This is a genomic window from Ewingella sp. AOP8-B2-18, from assembly GCF_052376015.1.
GTDB lineage: Bacteria > Pseudomonadota > Gammaproteobacteria > Enterobacterales > Enterobacteriaceae > Ewingella > Ewingella allii.
On record NZ_JBQSVB010000005.1, the window covers coordinates 168,725 to 193,666 of the forward strand.

Consider the following 24,942-nt stretch of genomic DNA (forward strand, 5'->3'; position numbering starts at 1 on the left):
TATGGAACAGTGAAACTCATTTGCTCCTATTTATCGTTATTCATTCTGCCAATAGACTCTATTTCATACAACAAGTACCCACAATATTCACTGCGGAGTCTGATATGAGCAATAAAATCGCGATAGTGACCGGCGCAAGCCGTGGTTTAGGCAAAAATGCCGTTGAAAAACTGGCAGATCAGGGCGTGGATGTGATTTTGACTTATCACAGCCAGCGTGAAGAAGCCGACAGCATTGTCCGCGCCGTGCAGGCCAAAGGTGGCAAAGCCGCGGCGTTGCAGCTGGATGTCGGCGACAGCAAATCCTTTACCGCGTTTGCCGCGCAGGTGAAGACCCTGCTGGCGGATACCTGGCAGCGCGAAAGCTTTGATTTTCTGGTGAATAACGCAGGCGTTGGCAACCATTCTCTGTTCAGTGAAACAACCGAAGAACAGTTTGATTTAATGATGAATATTCATCTTAAAGGGCCGTTTTTCCTGACGCAAAAACTGCTGCCTTTGATGGCTGATGGTGGCCGTATATTGAATATTTCCAGTGGGCTAGCGCGTTTTGCTCTGCCGGGTTCTTCAGCCTACGCCATGATGAAAGGCGGTATTGAGGTCTTGACGCGTTATCAGGCTAAAGAGCTGGGCGCACGTGGGATAACGGCCAACGTTTTGGCTCCGGGAGCGATTGCCACTGACTTCAGCGGCGGTATAGTACGAGATAATCCTGACGTGAATAAATTTGTGGCATCCAACACCGCGCTGGGGCGCGTCGGCCTGCCGGATGATATCGGCCACATGGTGGCGCTGATGCTCAGTGACGCGGGTGGCTGGATGAACGCCCAACGCGTGGAAGCATCGGGCGGCATGTTCTTATAAGACTGATTGAGTCATCAATCGCGGAAGCGTTTCGCTTTCTGATGCTGCTGCTTTTCCAGCTCAAATATCGCCCGTTGCAGGTCGCGCTCCTGCGCGGGGGATAAATAAGGAAAACGGAAACTGAGCCGCTGGCTGGTGACCGTTTCTCCTTTACTGCTTACCGTTTGCCGGTCCATCGCGCTGATAAACTCCAAATCCAGTTTGAAAGAGCCAAACTCGGCTAATTCCACCAGAGAGTCTTTAATCACCGTGCCAGCTTCAATCGCCAGGGGCATCACTTTGTCGACGTGCAGGCCGATGCCTCCCAGCGAGATATCTTTCAGGCGAAAGCTGAAATCACTGGTGTCGGGGAATTTGCCGCGACAGACATAAGTCGGTTGCAGCGGAATATTGACGCGGAAATACTCGCGGCGCTGAATGAAATAGAGCTCCGGCGGGATTTCGCAGCTAAAGGTCGGCAGATTTTGCCAGCTGATTTCCTGCGCCTGTCCCGAGGTGAACTCGACTTTCGCTCCTGCCGGTTCCGCCACGAAATTCAGGGTTTGCGCCTCTTTTGCCAGCTGGTTGTCGTAATCACCACTGCCCAGATCAAACAGCAATTGGTTGGTATCCGGCAAAACGTCCAGAATTTTGCTGATAAATTGCCCGCGCCCGTGGGACACCATGACCAGCGTGTTGTTCTTCTTCAAATCACGCAGGACGGCCAAAATACCCAACTTATTGCGACGGACAAACTGCTCTTTAGATGCTTCGTTCACCAGCGATACCCCACCTGACAGTTTTTATGATTGTAATGGTTTTAATTTGACTTAAAGGATGTGCATAACGGTTATCGGCAGGCCTGATGGAAGCTTGATGCTTTTTTCTCTTTATTGCGAAATCGCCGCCAATACAAAAATCGAAAAAAATTTCTAAAACCATCGAATAAAAATCACCACTCAAGTGTTTACTGACAAATCGGACACTTATGGGCCTTTCTTTATGCAAAACACTTCAGCTCCAACGCTGCGCCGTCGCTATGACGGCCTGACGATCACTCTGCACTGGGCCACCGCGCTCATTGTTATCTTCATGTTTGCCAGCGCGCATATTTGGGAATTGCTGGATCGCGGCACCCCGTTGCGCAAAGGGCTGCAATCCGTGCATATCTCCGTGGGCATCCTGCTGGCGGTGATCATTATCGGACGTTTGCTGTGGCGCTTATTCACCGTGAGCACCGGCCGCAGCAAGCAGGAACCTATTGCCATGCCGACGGCGATGAAAGCCGCGTCGCACCTGACCCATCTGGTGCTCTATCTGCTGCTGATTTCGCAAATAGTGCTCGGCTTTTTATTCCGCTGGGCGCAGGCCGAGCCGTTCTACTTCTTCGGTTTATTCCCGATCCCCGACGTTTTCGATTTCGACAGCGTGATGCCGCGCACCTTCGGCATGCTGCATAACAACGTGGCGTGGGCATTAATCATTGTGGCCGGGGTGCATGCTCTGGCGGCGCTATTCCACCATTACGTCTTACGCGACGGCACGCTGCGTCGCATGCTACCGGGCAGCCACGGACGCCCATAAAAAACAAAGCCAACACCTTGCTACTCAGGACCCTACAATGAAAAAAAATAATAATCTCACCACGCTCTCCGCCCTGTGCCTGTGCGCGGGCCTGTCGATGTTCTCAATCGCGGCCCACGCCATGGGCGATGACTCGGAGAAAACGCCGGACTGCCCGAAAGGTCAGGTTTATGACAGTAAAACCAAAAGCTGTATGGTAGAAAAAGGCAGTAAGATTTCCGATCAGGATAAGACCCAATATGCTTATCATCTGGCCAAAACCGGTCGCTTCCAGGAAGCCTTAAATCTGCTCGATACGCTGCAACAGCCCAACACCCGCGAAGCCTGGAATTATCGCGGCTATGCCACGCGTAAATTGGGGCGCACGGATGAAGGGATCGGCTATTATCAGCGTTCCATCACGCTCGACGGGCATTACGCCAAAGTGCGTGAATACCTTGGCGAAGCGTACATGATCAAAGGCCGTCCGGACTTGGCTAAGGCGCAGCTCGCCACGATTAAAGGGATTTGCGGCACCGGCTGTGAAGAGTATCGCGACCTGAATGCCGCGATCGAGGGCCACCCGGAATCATAAAATCGATTGACCACGAGGTAGTGAAAAATCACATCCACCGAGATCCGGCATGAATTAAGCCTCTGTCTGGCGCGTCTTTGGCGTTACGGCATGGTGTTGTCGCGAAAACGCGATGTGGCTGATGATTTAGTGCAATCGACCTGCGTGCGGGCGCTTGAGCGCAGCGCGCAGTTCGAAGAGGGGACGCGCATCGATCGCTGGTTATTTTCGATTTTGCATTCGATTTGGATCAACGAGCTTAGGGCGCAGCAAGTTCGTCAGGGACAGGGATTTGTGGATATTGATGAAGTGAGCACCTCGCATGAATCAGGTGATTTTGAGAGCCGCCGCTGGCAATTGCAGGTGATGCAGCAGGTCGGCGGCTTACCCGAAGCCCAGAGAAACGCGGTTTTTCTGGTGTATGTCGAAGGTTTTACCTATCAAGAGGCCGCCAATACGCTGGCTGTGCCGGTGGGAACCATCATGAGTCGGCTGGCAACCGCCAGACAAACCTTGGCGAAATCCGCCGTGACGCCTTTCCAACCACAACAGGGAGAGAAAAAATGACGCAAGAACGTCTGCCGATCCCTTTCCCTGATGAAGTGCTGGTGGCCTGGCTCGACAATCAACTGAGCGAAGCCCAGCGCGAACAGGTTGCTCAGCGATTACAGAGTGACGAAGTTTTGGCCGATCGCCTCAATCAGCTCTCTTACAGCAATCTGCCTTTCCATGAAGCCTATGAGCCTTTACTGTCCGAAGCGCCAATTGCCAGCTTGCAGGCCCGGCTGGATGCCATTCCAGATCCCGTTAGTGCGCCAAAAGTTGCGAATAAACAGGGCGTTAGCCGTCGCCACCTGCTGGCCGCCGCGGTGAGTTTCCTTGCAGTAGGGATTGCCGTCGGGCGCTACGCCGTGCCTTTTGCCGAGCCTGAGCAAGATCTCGGCTGGCGCAATCTGGTCGCAGAATATATGTCGCTCTATTCCGCCGACACGCTGGCTGATATCCATGAATCTCCAGAGCAGCAGCAACAAGAATTGCAGCGAGTGAACGCCTTGCTGGGCACCAGCCTGACTCCCGCCAGCCTTGTCCTACAGGGCGCGACGCTGAAAAATGCCCGTCTGCTCAACTATGACCAGTACAACATTGCGCAGATAACCTATCTCGACGCCACCCACGGCCCGATGGCCCTGTGCATCACTCGCTCATCCCAGCGTGGCGACACCGCCCAGCAAAGTGAAATCCGCCGGGGCATGAATGTTATTTATTGGCGCGCCAAAGGTTTTAACTACATGTTAATTGGGCATAATCCGGCCGACCAAATGGCCTTGCGTGGACAAATATTGTTGAGTGCGCTGAGTTGAGTGTGAGATGTTATATTTTTCTTTAGTATTATGGGGAACCCATAATAACTTAGTGGTTAATTTAATGAGTTATATTAAGCGGGGAGAGTGCTAAATAAGATCATTATTTATAACTATTGTGAATGTTTTAATTTAAGTTAACTTTTAAATCCATATCAATATTAATAATTATGGCTAGAGGATAAATAATTATAAAAAATGTTGGTGCCGCCTTGTTTTTAGTTATAGCTTATTGAGAATGGCTATCAGTTAACAGGGAGGGCAAGGCATGGATGTCAATGATAAGAAGCTGGACCCTAGGCAACAAAGTGTAAGGCAGAATATTTCATTTGCAGAAAAGAATGAGAAACTTTCTTATCGATATCTCTTTAAAATCCCTGTAGTCACTGTGGTATTTTTATCTATTATTTTATCAAACCAAATGGCATTTGAATGTTTTTTTCTCCCGCCATTCTTAATGAAAGGAGAGTGGATTTAATGGACCTTAACGATGAGAAATCTGTTCGTGAGTTAAATGTAATTATTTCAGATGAAAATGGTAAATTAATAGCAAAGTGCTTTTTTATAGTCCCTTTGGTTATTGGACTTTGTTTGTCATTTATTTTATCTAATCCGATGGCATTCGATTATTTTGAGGGGTTTTCACCAACTTACAGGGATATACTCGAGAGATTTGGCTTTAGCGGCCGCATTTCGCAGAATGCTAATATGTGGTTGTTGTATTATAGCTTTATTCTGATAAGCATATCGTCAATTGCTGTATTTTTTTATAACAAACCTAAGGTTGTTATAAAAGTCAATTATTCATTTAAGATAAGATTTAAAATGCTAAAGCGTAACATATGTTGTTTTATTATTGTGGTGCTTTCATTATTAGGATTCTACCTTGCACTTTCTGAAGATATCACATGCGGTTATCGTTGTTTTTCTTCACTTTTTATATCTGATGATAATAATTATTTCCTACATACTCTAATGTTTAGCATGTTACAAATTGGAGTTATTTCTTTTATGGCCCCATTCTTTACTCTTCCCGATTTTGTTAACAAAGCAGAGTAATCATATGGACTTAAGTTTGATGTGTTGTAATCAGGGGTTAAATATTTAGGAGAGGGTTTTATTATATATTGGTTGTGGATTAATAATGAGATGGTTGATTTCCAAAGAGTCATGCACCGTATTTGTTTGTATGTCTTTTAACAGTAACATTAATTTCAATTTTATAAGGATGTAAAATAATGATATTTAGTGAAAAGCAAAAAAATGATTTGGCCGAAATAGGCACCATTATCAGGGAGTATATTGACAATTCTATAGCAACAGACAGCACTACTTTATATACAGGAACTATTAAGTCCAGTATTGATGAGTTTATAAAAGATAATTATGGTGCTAACGATCTTGAAAGTGCAAAAAGTAGCATGGCATCAAAACTTCATATGGAGATCCTTGATAGAGAGATAAATGCAGCGAAGGCAACGCGCTATCAGGCCGAAATGAATAAGTATTCACCCTCAAACGGAGGGGTAGAGTCGACTTTATATGAAAATGAAAGGGCCAAATATAATTCCGCGTTGAATGATATTAAAAAGAACGATGCTAATATTAATAAATATACCTCAAATTTAAAGGGTCTATCTAGCGCTACAGCAAATGCGGCCTACAATACCCTTAAAAATACGGGGTCTATTCTTAGCTTACTTCAACTCGCTAACGCTTATGCAAAAGATGATCAAAATGACATTATGAAGACAGCCACTGCGCTTGGTGCGGGAATGGTTGCAGGAGTGTTATTTATGGGGGCGTGGGCTACTGCCCCAATAATAGGAGGATTAATTCCTATTATCGCAGGTGTGGCTGGAGGTGCTTTGATGAGTTACTTATGGGACAAACTTAATCTTGGTGAATTGATTGGGATGTATCCTGGCCAGTCATTTTTTGCTCCTTTGGCCAGTTTGTTCGGGTTTGATGATTTAGCCAAAAGACTAAATGACTGGAAGCGTGAAAACCGTAATGGCACATACTTTACCTATGTCTATGATCCATTGTGTTTGGACCTTGATGGTGACGGAATCGAAACCACAGCTACTAACGGTTATGCTGGAGCCTTATTTGATCACGACGGTGATGGAATCAGAACCAGTACTGGCTGGCTTAAATCTGATGATGGCTTGTTAGTTTCCGACCTGAATCAAGATGGCATGATCAATGACGGTTCCGAGTTATTTGGTGATCAGGGACTATCACAAAATGGTAGCCGGTTAGCTGATGGTTATAGTGCATTGAGAGAGTTTGACAGTAATCACGATGGCGTAATTAATAAAAATGATACTCATTTTGAAAAAATAAAAGTGTGGCGGGATCTTAATCAAGATGGTATCAGCCAGCCAGATGAGTTATTTATCCTCACTGAGTTACAGATTGCTCAACTAAATTTGGAACATCAACAAGTTAATACTAACCTTGATGGTGGCAATACGCTTGCTGCCTTAGGTAGCTATGAAAAAGCTGATAAATCGACCGGTATAATGGGGGATGTTAATTTTAGCTTTGATTCAGCATCCCGATTATTTACTGAAGTGATTTTACTGACTTCAGAGCAGAAAAAAGTAATCAATATAGCGGGTATGGGGTATTTAAGAGATCTTCGCGAAGCTGCTTTATTATCGACAGAGTTAAATCAGATCGTGGCTGAATATTCGCGTGCCAATACTAAAAATCAGCAACGAGAGCTTCTTCCTGCCTTAATTCTCGCTTGGGCAAAAACAGACCCTAAATTCAATGATAAAAATGAGATACTGCCTGCGTTCCAACAAACTGATTCAGAGGGAAGTGGGGTTGGTTTGACATCTATGGATGCTTTTTTACGGCCCGATACAATAGAAATATCCTCAGAAATAACTGACCAAATGAATCAGCTCAAGCCTCTGATTGCCATTATTAATTCATTTTCAGGTATGTCGGGGAGCAATTTGTATTACACCTCGGAAGAGGATGTAAAGTCGTTATGTCAAAAAACGCTCGCTACCTATGATGGGTTGGAATTTTTTATTTATAAGTCATTGTTGGTGCAAACTCGCATGAAGCCTTACTTAAAAAGTGTGAAAATTGTGATTGGCGATGATAATGTTAAACTTGACTTGCAAGGAACACTGGCATTATTTGATCGAAATTTTTCTAGTAATCCGAATAATACTACATTTGATCTTATTGATTTAATTTCTCTGGATTGTACATCTGCTCATATATTGCCATTAATTAAAAGGTTGCGTAGATATATTGATATCTATCGGGATAAAAATTTGTTAGATGATGTAGCATTTCGACGAGACTTGGACTTCTTTTCAGAAATAAATTATATCTTCGGTGATGAGCAATCCCATTTATTAGCAGGTACCAGTAAATCTGATTTATTAATAACCGATAGTGGTGACGAAAGGCTATACGGCGAAGCGGGCTGCGACCTGCTCGATGGCGGCGCCGGTAATGACGAGCTGCACGGCGGTGACAATGCCGATATCTATATATTCCAGCGCGGGCATGGGCAGGACATTGTTTATGAATATGCCCGGCCAGAAGAGAGCGCTAAAAACACCCTGCGTTTTGAAGGCGCGAAGGCTAATGACGCGAAGTTCTCATCCCAGGATGGCCATTTATTAGTCGGAGCCTACGGCGGTGATGATCTGGTGACCGTCAGTCATTATCTGACCCACGAGGCTTATCGGGGGATCAATTTTGTCTTCGACGACGCGATTCTAACCGAGGCAGACCTTGCGGCACTAGAAATAACCAATGCCGGGAGAGAGAGCGGAGACATTCAGACGGGCTGGTACGGGCGTGACGTGATGCAAGGCGGAGCAGGAGACGATAGGTTTGTAGGGGCCGAGGGTGACGACCATCTCAGTGGCGGTGATGGCGACGACACGCTATACGGCGAAGCGGGCTGCGACGTACTGGAAGGTGGTGCGGGGAATGACGAGCTGCACGGCGGTGACAATGCCGATATCTATATATTCCAGCGCGGGCACGGGCAGGACATTGTTTATGAGTATGCCCGGCCAGAAGAGAGCGCTAAAAACACCCTGCGTTTTGAAGGCTCGAAGGCTAATGACGCGAAGTTCTCATCCCAGGATGGCCATTTATTAGTCAGAGCCTACGGCGGTGATGATCTGGTGACCGTCAGTCATTATCTGACCCACGAGGCTTATCGGGGGATCAATTTTGTCTTCGACGACGCGATTCTAACCGAGGCAGATCTTGCGGCACTAGAAATAACCAATGCCGGGAGAGAGAGCGGAGACATTCAGACGGGCTGGTACGGGCGTGACGTGATGCAAGGCGGAGCAGGAGACGACAGGCTTGCCGGGGCCGAGGGTGACGACCATCTCAGTGGCGGTGATGGCGACGACACGCTATACGGCGAAGCGGGCTGCGACCTGCTCGATGGCGGCGCCGGTAATGACGAGCTGCACGGCGGTGACAATGCCGATATCTATATATTCCAGCGCGGGCACGGGCAGGACATTGTTTATGAATATGCCCGGCCAGAAGAGAGCGCTAAAAACACCCTGCGTTTTGAAGGCGCAAAGGCTAATGACGCGAAGTTCTCATCCCAGGATGGCCATTTATTAGTCAGAGCCTACGGCGGTGATGATCTGGTGACGGTCAGTTATTATCTGACCCACGAGGCTTATCGGGAGATCAATTTTGTCTTCGACGACGCGATTCTAACCGAGGCAGATCTTGCGGGGCGAGGAATCTCCTTTAACTAAAGATGAAGTGAACCCTTCTCACCCTCGTGAGGAGTGTTCACAAGCGAATTCTTAATCGACGATATATAACTAATTTACCTGAAAAACTACTTTGCTGAATTAGTTTAATAATTAAAGTTATTTTTAGCTGACGTAGCGTTAATGTTACATTGGTTGCGAAAGGTCGATATTTGGAATATCTAGCAACAACAATGTGTGTTTAATTTGTTAACACATTCCGCAGTAAATAAAACCCTTTCATTCTGTCAGGGATAATCGCTTATCTCTGTACGCATCAGGTTATTGATTTCACCAACTACAATGAAATCTGGGCATTTTTCACCTGAAAGACAAAACTAAACTTAAGAGATACAGACGTCATGAGAAAGTTACTCGTCATGATCCTCTGCCTTAACGCTATGGCGCTAACCCCGCGCGCGTTTGCAGCAGAAGAAGAAAAATCCGTCGATGTGTTACTGATCGGCGGAGGAATCATGAGTGCCACTCTGGGTACTTACCTCCAGGAACTTGAGCCAGACTGGTCGATCAACATGGTCGAGCGTCTTGATGGCGTTGCTGAAGAGAGTTCTAACGGCTGGAACAACGCCGGTACGGGCCACTCGGCATTGGCTGAGATGAACTACACGCCGGAAAAAGCCGACGGTTCAATCGATATCTCCAAGGCAGTCGAAGTCAACGAAGGTTTCCAGATTTCCCGCCAGTTCTGGTCTTATCAAGTTGAGAATGGCGTGCTGCACAACCCACGTTCATTCATCAACAGCGTGCCGCACATGAGCTTTGTATGGGGTGACGCCAACGTCGACTTCCTGCACAAACGCTACTTGGCTCTGCAAAAAAGCACCCTGTTCCGCGGCATGGAATACTCTCAGGATCCAACCAAAATTAAAGAGTGGATCCCGCTGGTCATGGAAGGTCGTGACCCGAACCAGAAAATTGCTGCGACCCGTATTCCAATTGGTACTGACGTTAACTTTGGTGAAATCACCCACCAGTTAGTGGCATCGTTGCAGAAAAATCAAAACTTCTCCCTGAGCCTTGGCCACGAAGTCCGCGACATCAAACGCAACCCAGACAACACCTGGAACGTGACCGTCGCTGACCTGAAAAACAACGGTAAAGAGAGCGTTGTGAAGGCGAAATTCGTGTTTATCGGTGCTGGCGGCGCGTCCCTGACCCTGCTGCAAAAATCCGGTATTCCAGAAGCTGACAACTACGGCGGCTTCCCGGTTGGCGGCCAATTCCTGGTGACTGAAAACCCAGAAATCGTAAACCGTCACTTGGCGAAAGTGTATGGCAAAGCCTCTGTGGGTGCGCCTCCGATGTCCGTTCCACACTTGGATACTCGCGTGTTCAACGGTAAACGCGTTCTGCTGTTCGGACCGTTCGCGACTTTCTCCAGCAAGTTCCTGAAAAATGGTTCTCTGTGGGATCTGTTCGGTTCCGTGAACTTCTCTAACATCGGCCCGATGACTGACGTCGGCATCGACAACTTCGATCTGGTTAAATATCTGATTAGCCAAGTTATGTTGAGCGACAACGACCGTTACGAAGCGTTGAAAGAGTACTTCCCAGACGCGAAGAAAGAAGACTGGAGACTGTGGACTGCGGGCCAACGTGTGCAGATCATCAAGAAAGACCCGAAAGAAGGCGGCGTGCTGCGTCTGGGTACCGAAGTGGTTAGCTCTAAAGATGGCAGCATCGCGGCGCTTTTAGGCGCATCACCGGGCGCATCGACTGCGGCTCCAATCATGCTGCACCTGATGGAAACCGTGTTTAAAGATAAAGTTGCTACCCCAGAATGGCAGACCAAACTGAAGCAGATCATTCCTTCATACGGCACCAAACTGAACGGCAACGTGGAAGCGACCGAGAAAGAACTGGGCTACACCAGCCGCGTTCTGCAACTCGACAACCCAACGCCAGCAGCGCAACCTGCTGAGCAGGCACCGGCGGCAGAAGCTGCTCCGGCTCCACAGGGCAATACCGAGAAGAAAGAACAGAAACAACCGGCCGATATCGCGCTGTAAGTTACGTTCTATTCTGATGCATGAAAACCGCCTTTAGGGGCGGTTTTTTGCTTTCTGGAATGCGGCTTCCAAAGAATGACAAAAATCTTCGGCTTTATTGGCGATGTCACTCCGAGGGGGGAATGATGCTGGGAATACAACACCGGAGGGACTTAGCAATCTATGGGAAATGTCAGCTCAAATAATCATCAGCAATGTGGCAGTTATGGTAGTATTTGTGATACTGAATTTAGTACCATGAATCACACTACTGAGGTGCCTATGCCTGTCCAGCCCGTCTATGCCAATGCCGCCGTCAGCATCAGCGACTTTAAAAAATCACCCAATGCCGTACTCAAAGAATCCAATGGCCAGCCCGTGGCCGTGTTAACCAATGGCCGAATTTCAGGCTATTACGTTTCCGCCGAAACATGGGAATCCCTTGCGGAATACCTCGAAGATATGGAGTTAGGCGAGCTGGTGCGTTCGCGACAGGCCAGCAAAAGAATTAAGGTCAATTTGGATGACTTATGAACTTGAAAGGTTTGATAAGTAGAGCGTTGTGTTGGTTTTGGCCGTGGGGAAACGCGAGCGGTCTGAAATTTATCAGACCGCCAAGCAGCGAATGTGATCAGTCCGCTTTACGCCCCAGCCCCCAGCAAACCAGTGCGGCAACCAACAGTGACGGTAGCGTAGCCCCGACGTCGGGCAGGAAATGCGCCATCAGGTGATACACCGCGATACCTATTACCCAAGCTGCAAGCGAGCGCATATTCAGATCGTGGTGAGCGTGGCGGCGCAAAATGAAGTGATGGGTCAACACCACGCCAAACAGTGGCGCAAACACCGAGCCAATCAGCAGCAGGAAGTTTTCATACTGGGTCAGCGGCACGCTCCAGGCGATTAGCGTGCACAGCAGGCCAATGCCTAGCGTCAGTTTGCCTATGCCAATAGGCAGCGAGGTGCCGGCGGACACCGCCGCCGAGTGAATATCCGCGAAGGCATTTTCATGTTCGTCGACCAAAATCAGCAATAGAGGAATGCCCAAGGCGACGCCCGAAAGGGCCAGCAGAAGGGCATTGGCGTCAGCCGAGTTGGTGACGAAAGCCAGCGTGTAGGCCACGCCGAGCGACATCATCCAGCAGCTGCCAAGGAAATACCCGCAGGCAGTTCCCCAGAAGTTCTGCCGCGCCGATTTGCCAAAGCGGGTGTAATCCGACACCAGCGGCAGCCACGAAAAGGCCATCGACACCACGATATCGCAGGCCAGCGCGAACGGCATCGAACCGTCTCCGGCTTTGTGCCACAGGGCGGCGAGGTCAGCGTGCTGGAATAGATAAACCGTCAGCCACGCGCAGCTTGCCATCAGCAGCCAGATACCCCAGCGGCGTAGTACTACGCGAATAAATGCCAGAGGGCCGCTGGCCGCCAGCAGTGTCGCCACCGCGCCAAAAATAAAGGTCCACAGGGTCGGATTCGCCCAAGGCGTGCCGCTTCCCCAAGCTCGCTGGGCCAGCAGGCTTGCTGCATCGCGCATCACCACGATTTCAAACGCGCCCCAGCCGACCAGCTGTATCAGGTTAAACAGCACGGGCAGGGCAACGCCGCGTTTGCCGAGAGTCAGCCGCAGCGAGGCCATCGACGATAGCCCGGTCTGCCCGCCAATCACGCCGACCAGCGCCAATAGCGCCACGCCCACCGCGCTGCCAAGCAAAATGGCCGCCAGCGAACCCGCCAGCCCAAGGCCCGGCGCCAGAATCGCGCCCGCCTGCAGCACCATCAGACCCATGCCGAGCGAGAACCACAGCGAGAATAAATCAGACCAGCCGAGCACCCGAGACTTCTCAGGAATCGACGTTTGAGGCGAGTAAATACTATTATCTTTCATGGGGTTAATTTCGTTATCACAGCGAACGGCTGTTATAGCATATTTGCCGCAGGTTCAGATGACAGAGGGTGAGGAAACGCACTTTTCGATGCTAAAAGCATTTTCTCTAAGGAAGAGTTGTCTGAGGAGGCAGTTGTCAACCGTAAGTTGACAACTGCGATGGACGGAAAAGAGTACTTAACCCAGCTTTATGCATTGTCTTGACCATTCCCCCCAACCCCTACTTCGAATGAATCACAATCACCCCGAGCTTCTCCAGCAAATGGCTTTGCTGCCAGTCGTCGATTTTCGCGCCGTCGAGATCCACCGTGCGCAGGTTGAGTTCGCCGAGGTCTGAGTTGGTCAGGTCGCAGTGGGTGACGTTAATGTCATTCCAGTTGAATTCGGTGAATTCGCCGCCGGAAAGGTCGGAGCCACTGAGGTTTGCGCCGCGCAGATTGGCGCCGCTCCAGCGGTTTTCCCACAGTTCACATTTCTCCAGCACCACCTTGCTGAAATTGGTGTAGCTGAAGTTGTTTTTGGTGAGAAAGGCGCTGCAAAACCAGCTGCGGGGGGTGATCATATTCATGAAATTAGCCCCGGCAAAGTCTGCGCCGGTCGCTTTGCATTCGCGCATTTCCAGCCCTAACGCCTGAATATATTTGAAATCCGCCATGGTCAAATCGCAGTGTTTAAAGCTGGCATCTTTCATTTGGGCGTTCTGGAAAGAGCAGCCTTTCTGGTTCTCATCATCATAAAAGCTGCAATTGAGGAAGGCGGTGTCGCTCAGATCTGCGCCGTCAAAACGGCATTGCAGAAAGCGGCAATCCTCTAAAATTTCACCGGTGAATTGCAACTGGCTGATGCGTTTCTGAATGAAGATCTGATTTTTTATCATGAGAGTTACCTGTAATTATTTACAGGTGTTATAACCTATGAACAGCAGAATTCACAATAATCTCATCACGATTTTGCTGATCCAGCGAGCTGTTACTATGCTCAAGGACTTAACGGAAATTAGGCAAAGGAACCCTTCAATGCGTCTTTCAAACCTCTTTTTGGCTATCAGTTTGGCATGCAGCTCGTACGTGGCAGTGGCGGAGACCCCTTCCACGGCGACCTCAAAGCAGGAAAATGTCATGAACAGTCCCGAACAAACGGTGAACCCTTTCTTTGAACGCAGCCCGTTGATTTATCAGGCTCCGCAGTTCGACAAATACAAAGAGAGTGATTACGCCCCGGCGATTGCCGAAGGTATTAAACAGAAGCTGGCTGAAGTCGATAAAATTGCTAATGACACGGCGCCGCCAACCTTTGAGAACACCTACGTGGCGCTGGAGAAATCCGGCGTGCTGCTGACCCGCGTATTGAGCGTGTTTGATGCGATGACCTCGGCCAATACCACTGACGGCCTGCAGAAAATTGATGAAGAGACCTCGCCAAAACTGGCGGCAATGTCGGACAGCATTCACCTCAACAGCAAGCTGTTTGATCGCCTGAAAACGGTTTACGAGCAGCGTAATTCCTTAAAATTAGATGCCGAGTCCCAGCGGCTGATTGAAGTGACATATAAAGATTTCGAGCTGGCGGGTGCCAACCTGTCTGATGCCGATAAAGAAAAACTCAAGGCCCTGAACCAGCAGGCGGCGACGCTCAGCACTCAATTCACCAATAAGCTGCTGGCGGCCAGCAAGGCGGGCGGGCTGACGGTGAAAGACCAGAAACAGCTGGCCGGTTTGAGCGAGGCCGAGCTTTCAGCTGCGTCTCAGGCAGCAAAAGATCGCAAGCTGACCGACGCGTGGCTACTGGTGTTACAGAACACTACCCAGCAGCCGTTGCTTCAGCCGTTGGAAGACCGCGACACCCGCAAAGCACTCTATGAGGCGTCGATTAATCGTGCCGAGCACGGCGATGCAAACGACACGCGCCAGCTGATTTCCAAGCTGGCGAAGGTCCGCGCCGAGCAGGCGCAGATCCTGGGTTTCCCTTCTTATGCTGCATGGAAATTGCAAAACCAGATGGCGAAAACGCCGCAGGCCGCGCTCGACTTCATGCATAAAATTGTTCCAGCCGCTACTGCTCGCGCTGAACGAGAAGCACAGGACATTCAGGCGCTAATTGATAAGCAAAAAGGCGGCTTCAAGCTGGCGGCATGGGACTGGCAGCACTATTCCGAGCAGGTGCGCAAAGAGAAATATGACCTCGACGACGCGCAGATCAAACCCTATTTCGAGCTGAACAATGTGCTGGAAAACGGCGTGTTTTATGCTGCCAACCTGCTCTACGGGGTGACTTTCAAAGAGCGCCATGACCTGCCGGTTTATAACCCTGACGTGCGGGTGTTCGAGGTGTTCGACAAAGATGGCCAATCCATGGCGCTGTTCTACGCCGATTATTACCAGCGCGATAACAAAGGCGGTGGTGCGTGGATGAGCAATTTCGTCGATCAGTCCAACCTGTTTGGCACCAAGCCGGTGATCTATAACGTCGCCAACTTCCAAAAACCGGCAGAGGGCAAGCCCGCGCTGCTGTCATGGGACGACGTGATCACCATGTTCCACGAGTTCGGCCACGCGCTGCACGGCCTGTTCGCCGACCAGCAGTATCCAAGTCTCTCCGGAACCGCGACCCCGCGTGACTTCGTTGAATTCCCATCCCAGTTCAACGAGCACTGGGCGAGTGATCCGAAAGTCTTCTCTCACTTCGCCAAGAATTACCAAACCGGCGAGGCCATGCCGCAGGCGCTGCGCGACAAAATCGAGAAAGCCAGCAAGTTCAATAAAGGCTATGAGATGACCGAGTTGTTGGCCGCTGCGCTGCTCGATATGCACTGGCACAGCCTGAGCGCCAGTGAGCCAGAGCAGGACGTGGATAAATTCGAAGCGGCTTCGCTGAAAAAAGACAATATCGATCTAGCCTATGTGCCGCCGCGCTACCGTTCCAGCTACTTCCAACACATCTGGGGCAATGGCTACGCCGCCGGTTATTACGCCTATCTGTGGACCGAAATGCTGGCCGATGACGCCTTCGCGGGTATCGAAGAGCAGGGCGGGCTGACCCGTGAAAACGGGCAGAAGTTCCGTGACCAAATCCTGTCTCGCGGCAACAGCGAAGACCTCGAAAAGCTCTATGAAACCTGGCGCGGCAAGGCTCCATCCATTGAGCCAATGCTGATAAATCGTGGGTTGAAAGAGGAGTAATGGATGGAAGGCCCGGAGTTATTTCTGGGCCTTTTTTTGATCTTGAAAAAACAATAAAATCAAAAGATTGTTTCTTTAATCTGCGGCGGCGAGACTTTATTAAACCGCCTCCCGCACCGCCAATCTATGCCCCAGCCAGAAGAACAGCAGGCCGGCGGCGGCGGAGGCGATGAGGACGATAAACATCACCGGCGGGGCTGCGTAACTGAGCAGGAAACCACAGAGGACGGGGTTGATGGCCCCGCCGAGGTTGCTCAGGTTTTGCATGCCGTAATAGCTGCCTTTCATATTGTCCGGCGCAATAAAGTCGATGAACATATATTCCGCCGGAATGACGATTAGCTCACCGAAGCTGAAAATCGCCATCGCAATCACCCAAATCAGTACCGATGGCCCAGCCAGCATAAATCCTGCCAGTCCAATCATGAAAAATACCGTGCCGAGGAACAGCCATCTGAGCAGGGTGGCCTGGCGCATGCGGCTGCTAAGGGCATACTGAAAAACAATCACAATCAGGGCGTTAGTGATCATCACCGCGCCGATCACCTTGTAGGCGAACACGGCGTCGGAGGTCAAAATCAGGTATTGCGAGAGGTAGCCGGTGAACTGGCCGAAGACAATCGAACCCAGCGTGCTGCCAAGGGTGAAGTAAATCAGGCGGCGGTCGTGGGCCAAAATACTCAGGGTTTGGCGCAAGTTCGGCTTTGGTAGCGGCTTCTGTTCGATTTCCGCCTGTGCCGGGCGATTGGGGATATTGCGAATGCCCCAGCTCAGGGTGATCACCGTGACCAGTGCCAATCCGCCGGAGATCAAAAACGGCAGCATTGGGCTAAAACCTGCCAGCCATACGCCAAGGGAAGAGCCGACCGCCCAGCCGACGTTAATCAGCGTGTAGTTCATTGAAAAGGCTTTCACCCGCTTCTCCACGGGTAACCAACTGGCAATACAGGCTTTTAGGGTGATACTCAGTAGCGCGTATGAGGAGTTGAGCAGCGCCAGTACCACTAGCACGCCAGTGATAGAGGGCAGGACCGGCAGCAGGAAAAAGCTGAGTGAGAAGAAGCTTATCGAGGCGGCGATCAGCGTTCGATGGTTAAATTTATCCACCAGATAGCCGCCGTACAGGCTGCTGAGGATGCCCAGGGCCAGACTAGCCCCCATTATCACGCCGACGCTTTTGGGCAGCAGATGGTAATGCTCGGTGAGATAGATGGTAATGAAGGGTAGCGTAATACCACGCCCAATGGTCAGGACCAATGAACTGGCGAGTAAAGCAAGAATAATCGGCGGCATTCCCTTCATTTTTTTAACGTTCATCCTTCAAATTTTTAACATCCAGACCAAACACTCTACTCTCATCTCGAGCATTTTTTGTGTCGTAAAAAAGTTAAAAATGAAGGTATTACGCATATAAAATGCTGCGTTTATTCCTTATTTTGGGGTGCAATGCCACGAAGTAATAAGGCAGCGACGTGGCGGGATAAATCCTCGGCCGTCAGCTTGGTTTTCCCCGCGATACGCTGGTTTTGCATGGCGGCAATCGGCAGCAGCGTCAGGCCAAACAGGGAGAGAAAGACCAGCTCCGGCTCAATGTCTGGGTTCAAATAACCCTGTTTTTGCCAGCCCAACATGCACTGGTGAACCGCTTTTTTTTCATTGTCGCCAAAACGCGCATCCATCCGCTCTTTCAGCAAACCGCTCTCGCTGAGCACTTCGCGTATCCACAGCGGCGCAAACCAAGAGTGCTTGACGGAAATGTCGATAAAACGCTGGGCCAGCGCGGTAATGGCTGCCACAGGGTCATTCGGGTGCGCTTCAAACAGGCTACCGACCGAGGCGCGAGCGGGGAGAAAACGCTCGTCGATCAGCACGTCCAGCAGCTGTTCGCGGGTATTGAAGTAGTAATGCAGCATGGCGGAGGTGACGCCAGCCTCGCGGGCAATGGCGCTCAGTGGGGTCTCGGCAATGCCTTGCTGGGCAAACATTTTCAGGGCGGTATCCAACAAAAGATCGCGCTTATCGGCGCTTTTACTGGTGCCTGCCGGTCGGCCCGGACGACGCGGTTGTTTCTCTGTCATGACTTTCCCTGAGAGGTGTAGGTGGATTCTGATTAAGACGTTTTACCACTTTTTGACGGCGATATATTCACTTTGATCCATTGACCAGATGATTGAGTTTCTCATATATTAATTATCCAGTTAATTAATTACAAGTCAGACTCCTTTTATGACACTAGAGACTCAATCCAGCCTGATCGGCAATGGACAAGCAGAGAAAGCCCCGGTGGCGAAGAGCCAGCCCTCTTTCCGCATTGTCTTTTTTGCGCTGATGATGGCAATGCTGCTGGCGGCGTTAGACCAGACTATCGTTTCTACCGCGCTGCCCACCATTGTCGGCGAGCTGGGCGGTCTGTCCGACTTGTCTTGGGTGGTCACGGCTTACCTGCTGGCATCGACCATTGTAGTGCCGCTGTACGGCAAATTTGGTGACCTGTTTGGCCGCAAAATCGTGCTGCAAACGGCGATCATTGTGTTTTGGGTCGGCTCGGCGCTCTGTGGTCTGGCGCAGAATATGACCGAACTTATCCTGATGCGTGCCTTGCAAGGGCTGGGCGGGGGCGGCCTGATGGTGGTTTCCATGGCGGCGGTGGGCGACATTGTTACTCCCGCCGAACGCGGTAAGTATCAGGGCTTTTTCGGCGCCGTATTTGGGCTGGCGACGGTGGTCGGGCCGCTGCTCGGCGGCTTCCTGGTGGAGCACTTCAGCTGGCGCTGGATTTTCTACATCAACCTGCCGTTGGGCATTGTGGCGTTGCTTATCATCGGTGCGGCATTCCAGTCGCGGGTAGAGCGCGTTAAGCATGAGATTGACTACATTGGCGCGGCGTATTTGGCGACCGCGCTGACCTGCATCATCCTGTTTACCAGCGAAGGCGGCACTGTATTGTCATGGTCAGACGGCCAACTGTGGTGCATTTTGGCCTTCGGCTTAGTCTCGGTGGCTGGCTTTATTTACGAAGAGCGGCTGGCGATTGAGCCCATCATTCCGCTGCATTTATTCCGCCAGCGCACCTTTATGCTGAGCTGCTTGATTAGCTTCATCATTGGTATGGCGCTGTTCGGCTCGGTGACTTTCCTGCCGCTCTATTTGCAGGTGGTGAAAGACTCGACGCCGTCCGAAGCGGGGATGCAGATGCTGCCGCTGATGGGGGGAATCATCTTCAGCTCGATTCTTAGCGGGCGGATTATCAGCAAGACCGGCAAGTATCGCATTTTCCCGGTGGCGGGCACCTTGCTGGCTTTCATCGGCATGATGCTGCTCGGCTCGCTGAAGCTTGATGCGCCGCTGTATACGCTTTACCTGTATATGGCGATGATTGGTCTGGGTATTGGGATGGTGATGCAGGTGCTGATCCTCGCCGCGCAAAACAGCGTCGAGCTGAAGATGATTGGCGTGGCGACCTCCAGCACCACGCTTTTCCGCTCAATTGGCGGCTCGATTGGCGTCGCCGGTTTTGGCGCGGTCTTCACCCACGTGCTGCAAAACAAGTTAGAAGCGCTGATCCCCTCTGGTACCCAGTTGCCACGGGCATTAGGAGCAAAGGCAGTGCACGAGTTGCCACCGGCGATCCGCGAGGACTATTTCCAAGCCTTTGGCTCGGCGATCCACTCGGTGTATCACATCGCCGCGGCGGTGATGATTGTCGGGTTCGGGCTGGCGTTGATGATGAAGGACGTGCCGCTGCGCGGGAAAGTGTCGAGATAAACCTGTGCTGCACCTCCCCTCCTGAAAGGGGAGGTATCAAACCCAGAGTCGCCCAACTTGCTCAATCAGGCAAAAGGCTTTTCGTGCTTGATGATTTTATCTATCACATCCAACACCCCTTCCTCATTGTTCGACCCAGCGACGTAATTGGCGGCGGCGGTTGCCGAGGCCATGGCATTCGACATTGAGAAGCCAAACCCGGCCTGTTGCAGCATTTCGATGTCATTGCCGCCGTCGCCGAAGGTGACGACTTCGCTGTCGTCTATGCCCCACAGCTCCTGCAAAATGCGCAGCCCGTTGGCTTTATGGCGGCCGGGAATGATCAGGTCGGCAGAGCCGTGGCCGCTGGAAACCGGGGTGACAATATGGCCCAGCTCGCGGTCGATGGAGGTCATCAGCTCCGCCAGATGTTCGTCGGAAATATTCAGGGCGAATTTGAAAATGGTGTCGTTGATTTCGCTGGTGCTGTCGATTTGAATCAGGTGATGGTAAAAACGTTTCATCTTCTGGTAAAAATCTTCAGGGCGGGAAGCGTGAATATAGGCGCTGTTCTTGCCGCAAATTACCGTGCGCACGCCGGGAATCTCATGCAGGAAATTGAGGATTTTCTCGACGGACTCGGCAGGGATTTCCGCCACCGACACGTCCTGCCCTTCATTTACAATATAAGCGCCGTTCTCGGCGACAAAGGCAATCTCAGAGGCGATTTCAGGGAAGAAGGATTTAAGCTGGAAATATTGGTTACCGCTGGCGACGACGAATTTAATACCCTGCTGTTTTAATTGGGTATATTGCGACAAAAAACGCGTTTTGTTGTATTTTTTATCATCATCGAGAAACGTGCCGTCCATATCCACTGCGATTAACTTTACTGACATAAATCCCTCTCGTTGCGCTCAAAATGTAACTTTCATCATAAAAGCTATCGTGTAAAGGTCAAACGAAATGGCCGCCGAAAAGGGTCTACGCTTATAGCTTGTTGCACGTCACCAATGCCAATTCACCGGCGAAATATCAGGGCAGGACAGCTCTGACAAATATAACTTCAGAGGTTCTCTATGTTGTACCGCCGTTTTGAACGAATTATTGATATCTTCCGCAAGGCGCCAGCGGACGCGCCACCCGACAAAGTGGGCGCTTTCTATCTCTATTATTTGCGTCAGGTTTGGCCGATGTTCGCCGCGCTGCTGGTGGTCGGGCTGGTGGCGTCATTAATCGAAGTGGCACTGTTCAGCTATCTCAGCCGTATTATCGATTTAACTAATAGCACGCCTCCGGCGCAGTTCTTCAGCTTGCACGGGCCGGAGCTGCTGTGGATGGCGGCGGTGGCGCTGATCCTGCGTCCGGTCTTCTTCGGGCTACATGACCTGCTGGTGCATCAGACGATCAGTCCGGGCATGACCAGCATGATCCGCTGGCAAAACCACAACTACGTGCTGCGCCAGAGTCTGAACTTCTTCCAGAACGATTTTGCCGGGCGCATCGCGCAACGCATTATGCAAACCGGTAACTCATTGCGTGACTCGGCGGTGCAGGCGGTGGACGCCATCTGGCACGTGCTGATTTACGCGGCCAGCGCACTGGTGCTGTTCGCCGAAGCCGACTGGCGGCTGATGATCCCGCTGATTATCTGGATTCTGGGCTATATTGCCTGCCTCTACTATTTCGTGCCGCGCGTGAAGGCTCGCTCGGTGGAGTCCTCCGAGGCGCGTTCCAAACTGATGGGCTGCATTGTCGACGGCTACACCAATATCACCACGCTCAAGCTGTTTGCACATACCGACCTCGAGCAGCAATACGCCCGCGATGCCATTACTGAGCAGACCCATAAAACTCAGATGGCCAGCCGCGTGGTGACCAGCATGGACGTAGCCATCACCACCATGAACGGCCTGCTAATTGTCGGGACTACGGGTCTGGCGGTGTGGCTGTGGACCCAGTCGCTGATTAGCGTCGGGGCTATTGCCCTGGCGACCGGGCTGGTGATCCGCATTGTTAACATGTCCAGCTGGATCATGTGGGTGGTGAACGGCATTTTCGAAAATATCGGCATGGTTCAGGACGGGCTGAAGACCATCGCCCAGCCGATCAAAGTGAGTGATAAGCCGGACGCAAAACAGCTGGACGTTCACAGCGGAGAGATTCGTTTCGATCAGGTGAATTTCAACTACGGCAAAGAGCGTCAAGTGATTGGTGGGCTGAATCTGAATATTCGTCCGGGCGAAAAAATTGGCCTAATTGGGCCGTCGGGTGCCGGTAAATCGACATTGGTGAACCTGCTGCTGAGACTGTATGACATTGACGGTGGGCGGATTTCTATCGATCAGCAGGATATTTCGCAGGTCACGCAGGAGAGCCTGCGGGCGCAAATTGGCATGATCACTCAGGACACGTCGCTGCTGCACCGCTCAATTCGCGACAACCTGCTGTATGGTCGCCCGGACGCCACGGATGAGGAGATTTGGCAGGCGATTCACCGCGCCCGCGCCGATGAGTTTATCCCCGAGCTGTATGACCCGCAGGGTCGTTCGGGTTTGGATGCTCACGTCGGCGAACGCGGCGTGAAGCTCTCCGGCGGCCAGCGCCAGCGTATTGCCATTGCCCGCGTGCTGCTGAAAAACGCGCCGATTCTGATTCTGGATGAAGCCACTTCGGCGCTGGATTCCGAGGTCGAGGCGGCGATTCAGGAAAGTTTCGAAGATCTGATGCAGGGCAAAACGGTGATCGCCATTGCTCACCGCCTGTCGACCATCGTCAAAATGGACCGTCTGGTGGTGCTGGAGAAAGGCAAAATTGTCGAAGCCGGCACCCACGCCGAGCTGCTGGCCCACAACGGCCTGTATGCCCGCCTGTGGCAGCATCAGACCGGGGGCTTTGTCGGCACCGATTAATATTGGTTTGAAATCTACACGTCAGGCTTTGCGATAAGGCAGAGCCTGACGCGCTTCCTCTTCCCACTGCAACACCGCCGCGCGCTCCTCTTGTAAGAAATTCTCCACTGCCGCCTGCAATCCGCCGTGCCGTAAATGGTGCCACGAATGGGTGATCACCGGCTCAAAGCCGCGCAGCAGCTTGTGTTCGCCCTGCGCCCCGGCGTCAAACCGCGCCAGGCCATGGGCAATTGCGTAGTCCATTCCCTGATAGAAGCAGGTTTCGAAATGCAGCCGGTCGAACTCCGCCAGACAGCCCCAGCAGCGGCCATAAAAGGTATCGCCGTCCACCAGACTAAAGGCCATCGCCACCGGCTGGCCGCTGAGGGTGGTGAGGACGACACGCAGGTTCTGCGGCATACGTTCGGCCAGCAGGCTGAAGAATTCCCGCGTCAGATAAGGCGCGCGGCCGCGCACCAGATAGGTATTGGCATAGCAGGTGTAGACGAAATCCCACTGCGCTTCAGTGACCTGCGCGCCCTCCAGCCATGCAAATTCAAAGCCCTGAGCCGCCACCAGTTCGCGCTCTTTGCGCATCTGTTTGCGTTTGCGCGAAGCCAGCGTGTCGAGGAAATCCTGAAAGTCGCGATAGCCGCGATTGTGCCAGTGATACTGCAAGCCGGTGCGCTGTAGCCATTCGCCTCGACCCGCAAACAGCGCGTGATTGCCCGCGTCTGTAAAGTTGATATGCGCGCCGGAGAGCTGCTGTTGGGCCAAGTAATCTGACAAATGGTCGAGCAGATGCGCCGCGGCGGCGGGGTCGCCCAGCAGGCGGGCGCCGGTCACCGGGCTAAAAGGCACTGCGCCGAGCCACTTCGGATAGTAACGAATGCCCGCCCCCTCGCTGGCTTCCGCCCATCCCTGATCGAAAACATATTCTCCGGCAGAGTGCATTTTGCGGTAGCCGGGAATGGCCGCCAGACAGCGTTCGCCCTCCATCCACAGCAGGTGTTCCGTCTGCCAGCCCGTGCGCGGCGTGATGCTGCCGCTCTCCTCCAAAGCAGAAAGAAAGGCGTGACGCTGGAAGGGCTGACCGGCGGGCACCATGGCGTCCCACTGCTCGGCGGGGAAATCGGCCAGACGGTTCAACGCGGTAATGGGCATGGCAATTCTCTCTGTCTTGGTAGCGAATTAAGGTTTTATCGGGTGGCCCTGCGGGTCAATCAGGGCGTCATCAAACTGCATCGACTCGGCAAAGCTAATGAAATTCACAATCGCCGGGGTTCTTTCCCACTGGCGGAACAGCATCACAATGCACGAGGGGATCTCCGGCGGCTGAATCGACCGGTAGACCACGCCGGGCAGGGAGATCACTCTCGACAGGCTGGCCGGGATCACGGCGATGCCGACGTTAAAGGCCACCTGCGCCAGTACGTCCACCAAGCCACCCGACGGATACTGCTGGCGAATCGAAAAGCCGCCGCGCCGCGCCACTTCGTGCATCCCTGAGGTCTGTTCGGCCATCACGAAGGCTTCTCCTGCCAACTGCAGAGGAGCAATGGGCTCGACAGCGTCCGCCAGCGGGTGAGAGGCGGGGAGCGCGAGGCAGAAATTATCTCGCTGGAGGGCGCGCATTTGCAGGCCGTCCGGCAGCGGCGTTGGGCCACGGACCAGCGCCACGTCCAGCGAGCCGTCGAGTAAATCCTGCGGCAGCGACACCATCGGCCTCTCGCGGGTCAGTAGCGCGACTTGCGGCCGCCGCTGCTTGTATTCGCACACCAGCTGGCCGAGCAAGCCTGACCACAAAGCTGAACCCACGTAGCCCAGCGCTACCTGCCCAATCTCACCCCGCGCGGCGCGCAGTCCGGTGTCCAGCGTGCGCTGTGCTTGCAGCAGAGTGGCGGCAGCTTCGTGACGAAATAATTCCCCAGCTTGGGTCAGATGAACAGCGCGTTTTGTGCGCACGAACAGCGGCGTGCCGACCATCTCTTCCAGTTGCTTGATTTGCACTGACAGCGTGGGGGCCGCGATATTCAGACTCTCAGCCGCCGCGGCGAAATGCAGCTGGTCGGCCACCGCCATAAAGTAGCGCAAATGTCTCAGCTCCACGGCATTCCTCCTA

The 24,942-nt window shown here is 51.9% G+C and carries 21 protein-coding genes; 13 read left to right on the top strand and 8 right to left on the bottom strand.

Annotated elements, in window-relative coordinates:
* The first annotated feature begins 104 nt into the window (after nucleotides 1–104).
* The gene (locus ACT3RR_RS12405; protein WP_496200413.1) at nucleotides 105–863 is read left to right on the top strand and encodes an SDR family NAD(P)-dependent oxidoreductase; all 759 of its coding nucleotides are present in this window, start codon (nucleotides 105–107) and stop codon (nucleotides 861–863) included.
* A gap of 14 nt (nucleotides 864–877) precedes the next feature.
* Here the strand turns inward: ACT3RR_RS12405 and ACT3RR_RS12410 are convergent, their stop codons facing one another.
* Complete coding sequence (locus tag ACT3RR_RS12410; protein WP_353503678.1) at nucleotides 878–1,621, bottom strand: flagellar brake protein; 744 nt, start codon at nucleotides 1,619–1,621, stop codon at nucleotides 878–880.
* 223 nt (nucleotides 1,622–1,844) lie between these two features.
* Between ACT3RR_RS12410 and ACT3RR_RS12415 the strand changes: the two genes are divergently transcribed.
* The 9 genes from ACT3RR_RS12415 (at nucleotide 1,845) to ACT3RR_RS12455 (ending at nucleotide 11,652) form a co-directional block, all read left to right on the top strand.
* A complete protein-coding gene (locus tag ACT3RR_RS12415; protein WP_496200414.1) occupies nucleotides 1,845–2,426 on the top strand; it encodes a cytochrome b in 582 nt (193 codons plus the stop codon).
* A 37-nt stretch (nucleotides 2,427–2,463) separates the two neighbouring features.
* A complete protein-coding gene (locus ACT3RR_RS12420) occupies nucleotides 2,464–3,000 on the top strand; it encodes a tetratricopeptide repeat protein (RefSeq protein WP_496200415.1) in 537 nt (178 codons plus the stop codon).
* 90 nt (nucleotides 3,001–3,090) lie between these two features.
* Nucleotides 3,091–3,546, top strand: coding sequence for a sigma-70 family RNA polymerase sigma factor (locus ACT3RR_RS12425; protein ID WP_034794021.1), 456 nt, complete (start codon nucleotides 3,091–3,093; stop codon nucleotides 3,544–3,546).
* The gene (locus ACT3RR_RS12430) at nucleotides 3,543–4,340 is read left to right on the top strand and encodes an anti-sigma factor family protein (RefSeq protein WP_486031700.1); all 798 of its coding nucleotides are present in this window, start codon (nucleotides 3,543–3,545) and stop codon (nucleotides 4,338–4,340) included. Before ACT3RR_RS12425 ends, ACT3RR_RS12430 begins: the two co-directional genes overlap by 4 nt.
* A 268-nt stretch (nucleotides 4,341–4,608) precedes the next feature.
* On the top strand, nucleotides 4,609–4,818 hold the full coding sequence (locus ACT3RR_RS12435; RefSeq protein ID WP_353503674.1) for a hypothetical protein: 210 nt from the start codon (nucleotides 4,609–4,611) through the stop codon (nucleotides 4,816–4,818).
* A complete protein-coding gene (locus ACT3RR_RS12440; protein ID WP_353503673.1) occupies nucleotides 4,818–5,399 on the top strand; it encodes a hypothetical protein in 582 nt (193 codons plus the stop codon). Before ACT3RR_RS12435 ends, ACT3RR_RS12440 begins: the two co-directional genes overlap by 1 nt.
* Before the next feature lie 179 nt (nucleotides 5,400–5,578).
* Nucleotides 5,579–9,112, top strand: coding sequence for a calcium-binding protein (locus ACT3RR_RS12445; RefSeq protein ID WP_496200416.1), 3,534 nt, complete (start codon nucleotides 5,579–5,581; stop codon nucleotides 9,110–9,112).
* Between the two features lie 359 nt (nucleotides 9,113–9,471).
* Nucleotides 9,472–11,139 (top strand): malate:quinone oxidoreductase, encoded by a 1,668-nt coding sequence (locus tag ACT3RR_RS12450; RefSeq protein ID WP_496200417.1) that lies wholly within the window; start codon nucleotides 9,472–9,474, stop codon nucleotides 11,137–11,139.
* Nucleotides 11,140–11,400: 261 nt separating this feature from the next.
* A complete protein-coding gene (locus tag ACT3RR_RS12455) occupies nucleotides 11,401–11,652 on the top strand; it encodes a type II toxin-antitoxin system Phd/YefM family antitoxin (protein WP_485980364.1) in 252 nt (83 codons plus the stop codon).
* A gap of 97 nt (nucleotides 11,653–11,749) precedes the next feature.
* On the opposite strand, the gene cytX is transcribed toward ACT3RR_RS12455, so the two are convergent.
* Entirely contained in the window at nucleotides 11,750–13,006 is a 1,257-nt protein-coding gene (cytX, locus tag ACT3RR_RS12460; protein WP_496200418.1) for a putative hydroxymethylpyrimidine transporter CytX, read from the bottom strand.
* Between the two features lie 220 nt (nucleotides 13,007–13,226).
* Nucleotides 13,227–13,883 carry a Qnr family pentapeptide repeat protein gene (locus tag ACT3RR_RS12465; protein WP_485903010.1) on the bottom strand — a complete coding sequence of 219 codons (657 nt, stop codon included), beginning with the start codon at nucleotides 13,881–13,883 and terminating at the stop codon, nucleotides 13,227–13,229.
* A 139-nt stretch (nucleotides 13,884–14,022) separates the two neighbouring features.
* Between ACT3RR_RS12465 and dcp the strand changes: the two genes are divergently transcribed.
* The gene (dcp, locus tag ACT3RR_RS12470; RefSeq protein WP_496200419.1) at nucleotides 14,023–16,185 is read left to right on the top strand and encodes a peptidyl-dipeptidase Dcp; all 2,163 of its coding nucleotides are present in this window, start codon (nucleotides 14,023–14,025) and stop codon (nucleotides 16,183–16,185) included.
* Nucleotides 16,186–16,284: 99 nt separating this feature from the next.
* On the opposite strand, the gene ACT3RR_RS12475 is transcribed toward dcp, so the two are convergent.
* Nucleotides 16,285–17,487 (bottom strand): MFS transporter, encoded by a 1,203-nt coding sequence (locus ACT3RR_RS12475; RefSeq protein ID WP_496200486.1) that lies wholly within the window; start codon nucleotides 17,485–17,487, stop codon nucleotides 16,285–16,287.
* A gap of 122 nt (nucleotides 17,488–17,609) precedes the next feature.
* Nucleotides 17,610–18,263: a TetR/AcrR family transcriptional regulator gene (locus ACT3RR_RS12480; RefSeq protein ID WP_353503667.1), complete on the bottom strand. Its 654-nt coding sequence runs from the start codon at nucleotides 18,261–18,263 to the stop codon at nucleotides 17,610–17,612.
* Nucleotides 18,264–18,411: 148 nt separating this feature from the next.
* On the opposite strand from ACT3RR_RS12480, the gene ACT3RR_RS12485 reads away from it, so the two are divergent.
* The gene (locus ACT3RR_RS12485; RefSeq protein ID WP_496200420.1) at nucleotides 18,412–19,950 is read left to right on the top strand and encodes an MDR family MFS transporter; all 1,539 of its coding nucleotides are present in this window, start codon (nucleotides 18,412–18,414) and stop codon (nucleotides 19,948–19,950) included.
* Nucleotides 19,951–20,015: 65 nt separating this feature from the next.
* Here the strand turns inward: ACT3RR_RS12485 and ACT3RR_RS12490 are convergent, their stop codons facing one another.
* Nucleotides 20,016–20,828: a Cof-type HAD-IIB family hydrolase gene (locus ACT3RR_RS12490; RefSeq protein WP_353503665.1), complete on the bottom strand. Its 813-nt coding sequence runs from the start codon at nucleotides 20,826–20,828 to the stop codon at nucleotides 20,016–20,018.
* Between the two features lie 180 nt (nucleotides 20,829–21,008).
* Here ACT3RR_RS12490 and ACT3RR_RS12495 point away from each other — a divergent pair, with 180 nt between their 5' ends.
* A complete protein-coding gene (locus tag ACT3RR_RS12495) occupies nucleotides 21,009–22,841 on the top strand; it encodes an ABC transporter ATP-binding protein (protein ID WP_496200421.1) in 1,833 nt (610 codons plus the stop codon).
* 21 nt (nucleotides 22,842–22,862) lie between these two features.
* On the opposite strand, the gene ACT3RR_RS12500 is transcribed toward ACT3RR_RS12495, so the two are convergent.
* Both ACT3RR_RS12500 and ACT3RR_RS12505 read right to left on the bottom strand, forming a co-directional pair.
* The gene (locus ACT3RR_RS12500) at nucleotides 22,863–23,984 is read right to left on the bottom strand and encodes a GNAT family N-acetyltransferase (protein ID WP_496200422.1); all 1,122 of its coding nucleotides are present in this window, start codon (nucleotides 23,982–23,984) and stop codon (nucleotides 22,863–22,865) included.
* Nucleotides 23,985–24,011: 27 nt separating this feature from the next.
* On the bottom strand, nucleotides 24,012–24,929 hold the full coding sequence (locus ACT3RR_RS12505) for a LysR substrate-binding domain-containing protein (protein ID WP_496200423.1): 918 nt from the start codon (nucleotides 24,927–24,929) through the stop codon (nucleotides 24,012–24,014).
* Nucleotides 24,930–24,942: the final 13 nt, after the last annotated feature.

What these genes read in the sequence shown, in the direction of transcription:
- ACT3RR_RS12405 (WP_496200413.1), top strand. Translation starts at nt 105, where the DNA reads ATGAGCAATAAAATCGCGATAGTGACCGGCGCAAGCCGTGGTTTAGGC.
- ACT3RR_RS12415 (WP_496200414.1), top strand. Translation starts at nt 1,845, where the DNA reads ATGCAAAACACTTCAGCTCCAACGCTGCGCCGTCGCTATGACGGCCTG.
- ACT3RR_RS12420 (WP_496200415.1), top strand. Translation starts at nt 2,464, where the DNA reads ATGAAAAAAAATAATAATCTCACCACGCTCTCCGCCCTGTGCCTGTGC.
- ACT3RR_RS12425 (WP_034794021.1), top strand. Translation starts at nt 3,091, where the DNA reads ATGGTGTTGTCGCGAAAACGCGATGTGGCTGATGATTTAGTGCAATCG.
- ACT3RR_RS12430 (WP_486031700.1), top strand. Translation starts at nt 3,543, where the DNA reads ATGACGCAAGAACGTCTGCCGATCCCTTTCCCTGATGAAGTGCTGGTG.
- ACT3RR_RS12435 (WP_353503674.1), top strand. Translation starts at nt 4,609, where the DNA reads ATGGATGTCAATGATAAGAAGCTGGACCCTAGGCAACAAAGTGTAAGG.
- ACT3RR_RS12440 (WP_353503673.1), top strand. Translation starts at nt 4,818, where the DNA reads ATGGACCTTAACGATGAGAAATCTGTTCGTGAGTTAAATGTAATTATT.
- ACT3RR_RS12445 (WP_496200416.1), top strand. Translation starts at nt 5,579, where the DNA reads ATGATATTTAGTGAAAAGCAAAAAAATGATTTGGCCGAAATAGGCACC.
- ACT3RR_RS12450 (WP_496200417.1), top strand. Translation starts at nt 9,472, where the DNA reads ATGAGAAAGTTACTCGTCATGATCCTCTGCCTTAACGCTATGGCGCTA.
- ACT3RR_RS12455 (WP_485980364.1), top strand. Translation starts at nt 11,401, where the DNA reads ATGCCTGTCCAGCCCGTCTATGCCAATGCCGCCGTCAGCATCAGCGAC.
- cytX (WP_496200418.1), bottom strand. Translation starts at nt 13,006, where the DNA reads ATGAAAGATAATAGTATTTACTCGCCTCAAACGTCGATTCCTGAGAAG.
- ACT3RR_RS12465 (WP_485903010.1), bottom strand. Translation starts at nt 13,883, where the DNA reads ATGATAAAAAATCAGATCTTCATTCAGAAACGCATCAGCCAGTTGCAA.
- dcp (WP_496200419.1), top strand. Translation starts at nt 14,023, where the DNA reads ATGCGTCTTTCAAACCTCTTTTTGGCTATCAGTTTGGCATGCAGCTCG.
- ACT3RR_RS12475 (WP_496200486.1), bottom strand. Translation starts at nt 17,487, where the DNA reads ATGAAGGGAATGCCGCCGATTATTCTTGCTTTACTCGCCAGTTCATTG.
- ACT3RR_RS12480 (WP_353503667.1), bottom strand. Translation starts at nt 18,263, where the DNA reads ATGACAGAGAAACAACCGCGTCGTCCGGGCCGACCGGCAGGCACCAGT.
- ACT3RR_RS12485 (WP_496200420.1), top strand. Translation starts at nt 18,412, where the DNA reads ATGACACTAGAGACTCAATCCAGCCTGATCGGCAATGGACAAGCAGAG.
- ACT3RR_RS12490 (WP_353503665.1), bottom strand. Translation starts at nt 20,828, where the DNA reads ATGTCAGTAAAGTTAATCGCAGTGGATATGGACGGCACGTTTCTCGAT.
- ACT3RR_RS12495 (WP_496200421.1), top strand. Translation starts at nt 21,009, where the DNA reads ATGTTGTACCGCCGTTTTGAACGAATTATTGATATCTTCCGCAAGGCG.
- ACT3RR_RS12500 (WP_496200422.1), bottom strand. Translation starts at nt 23,984, where the DNA reads ATGCCCATTACCGCGTTGAACCGTCTGGCCGATTTCCCCGCCGAGCAG.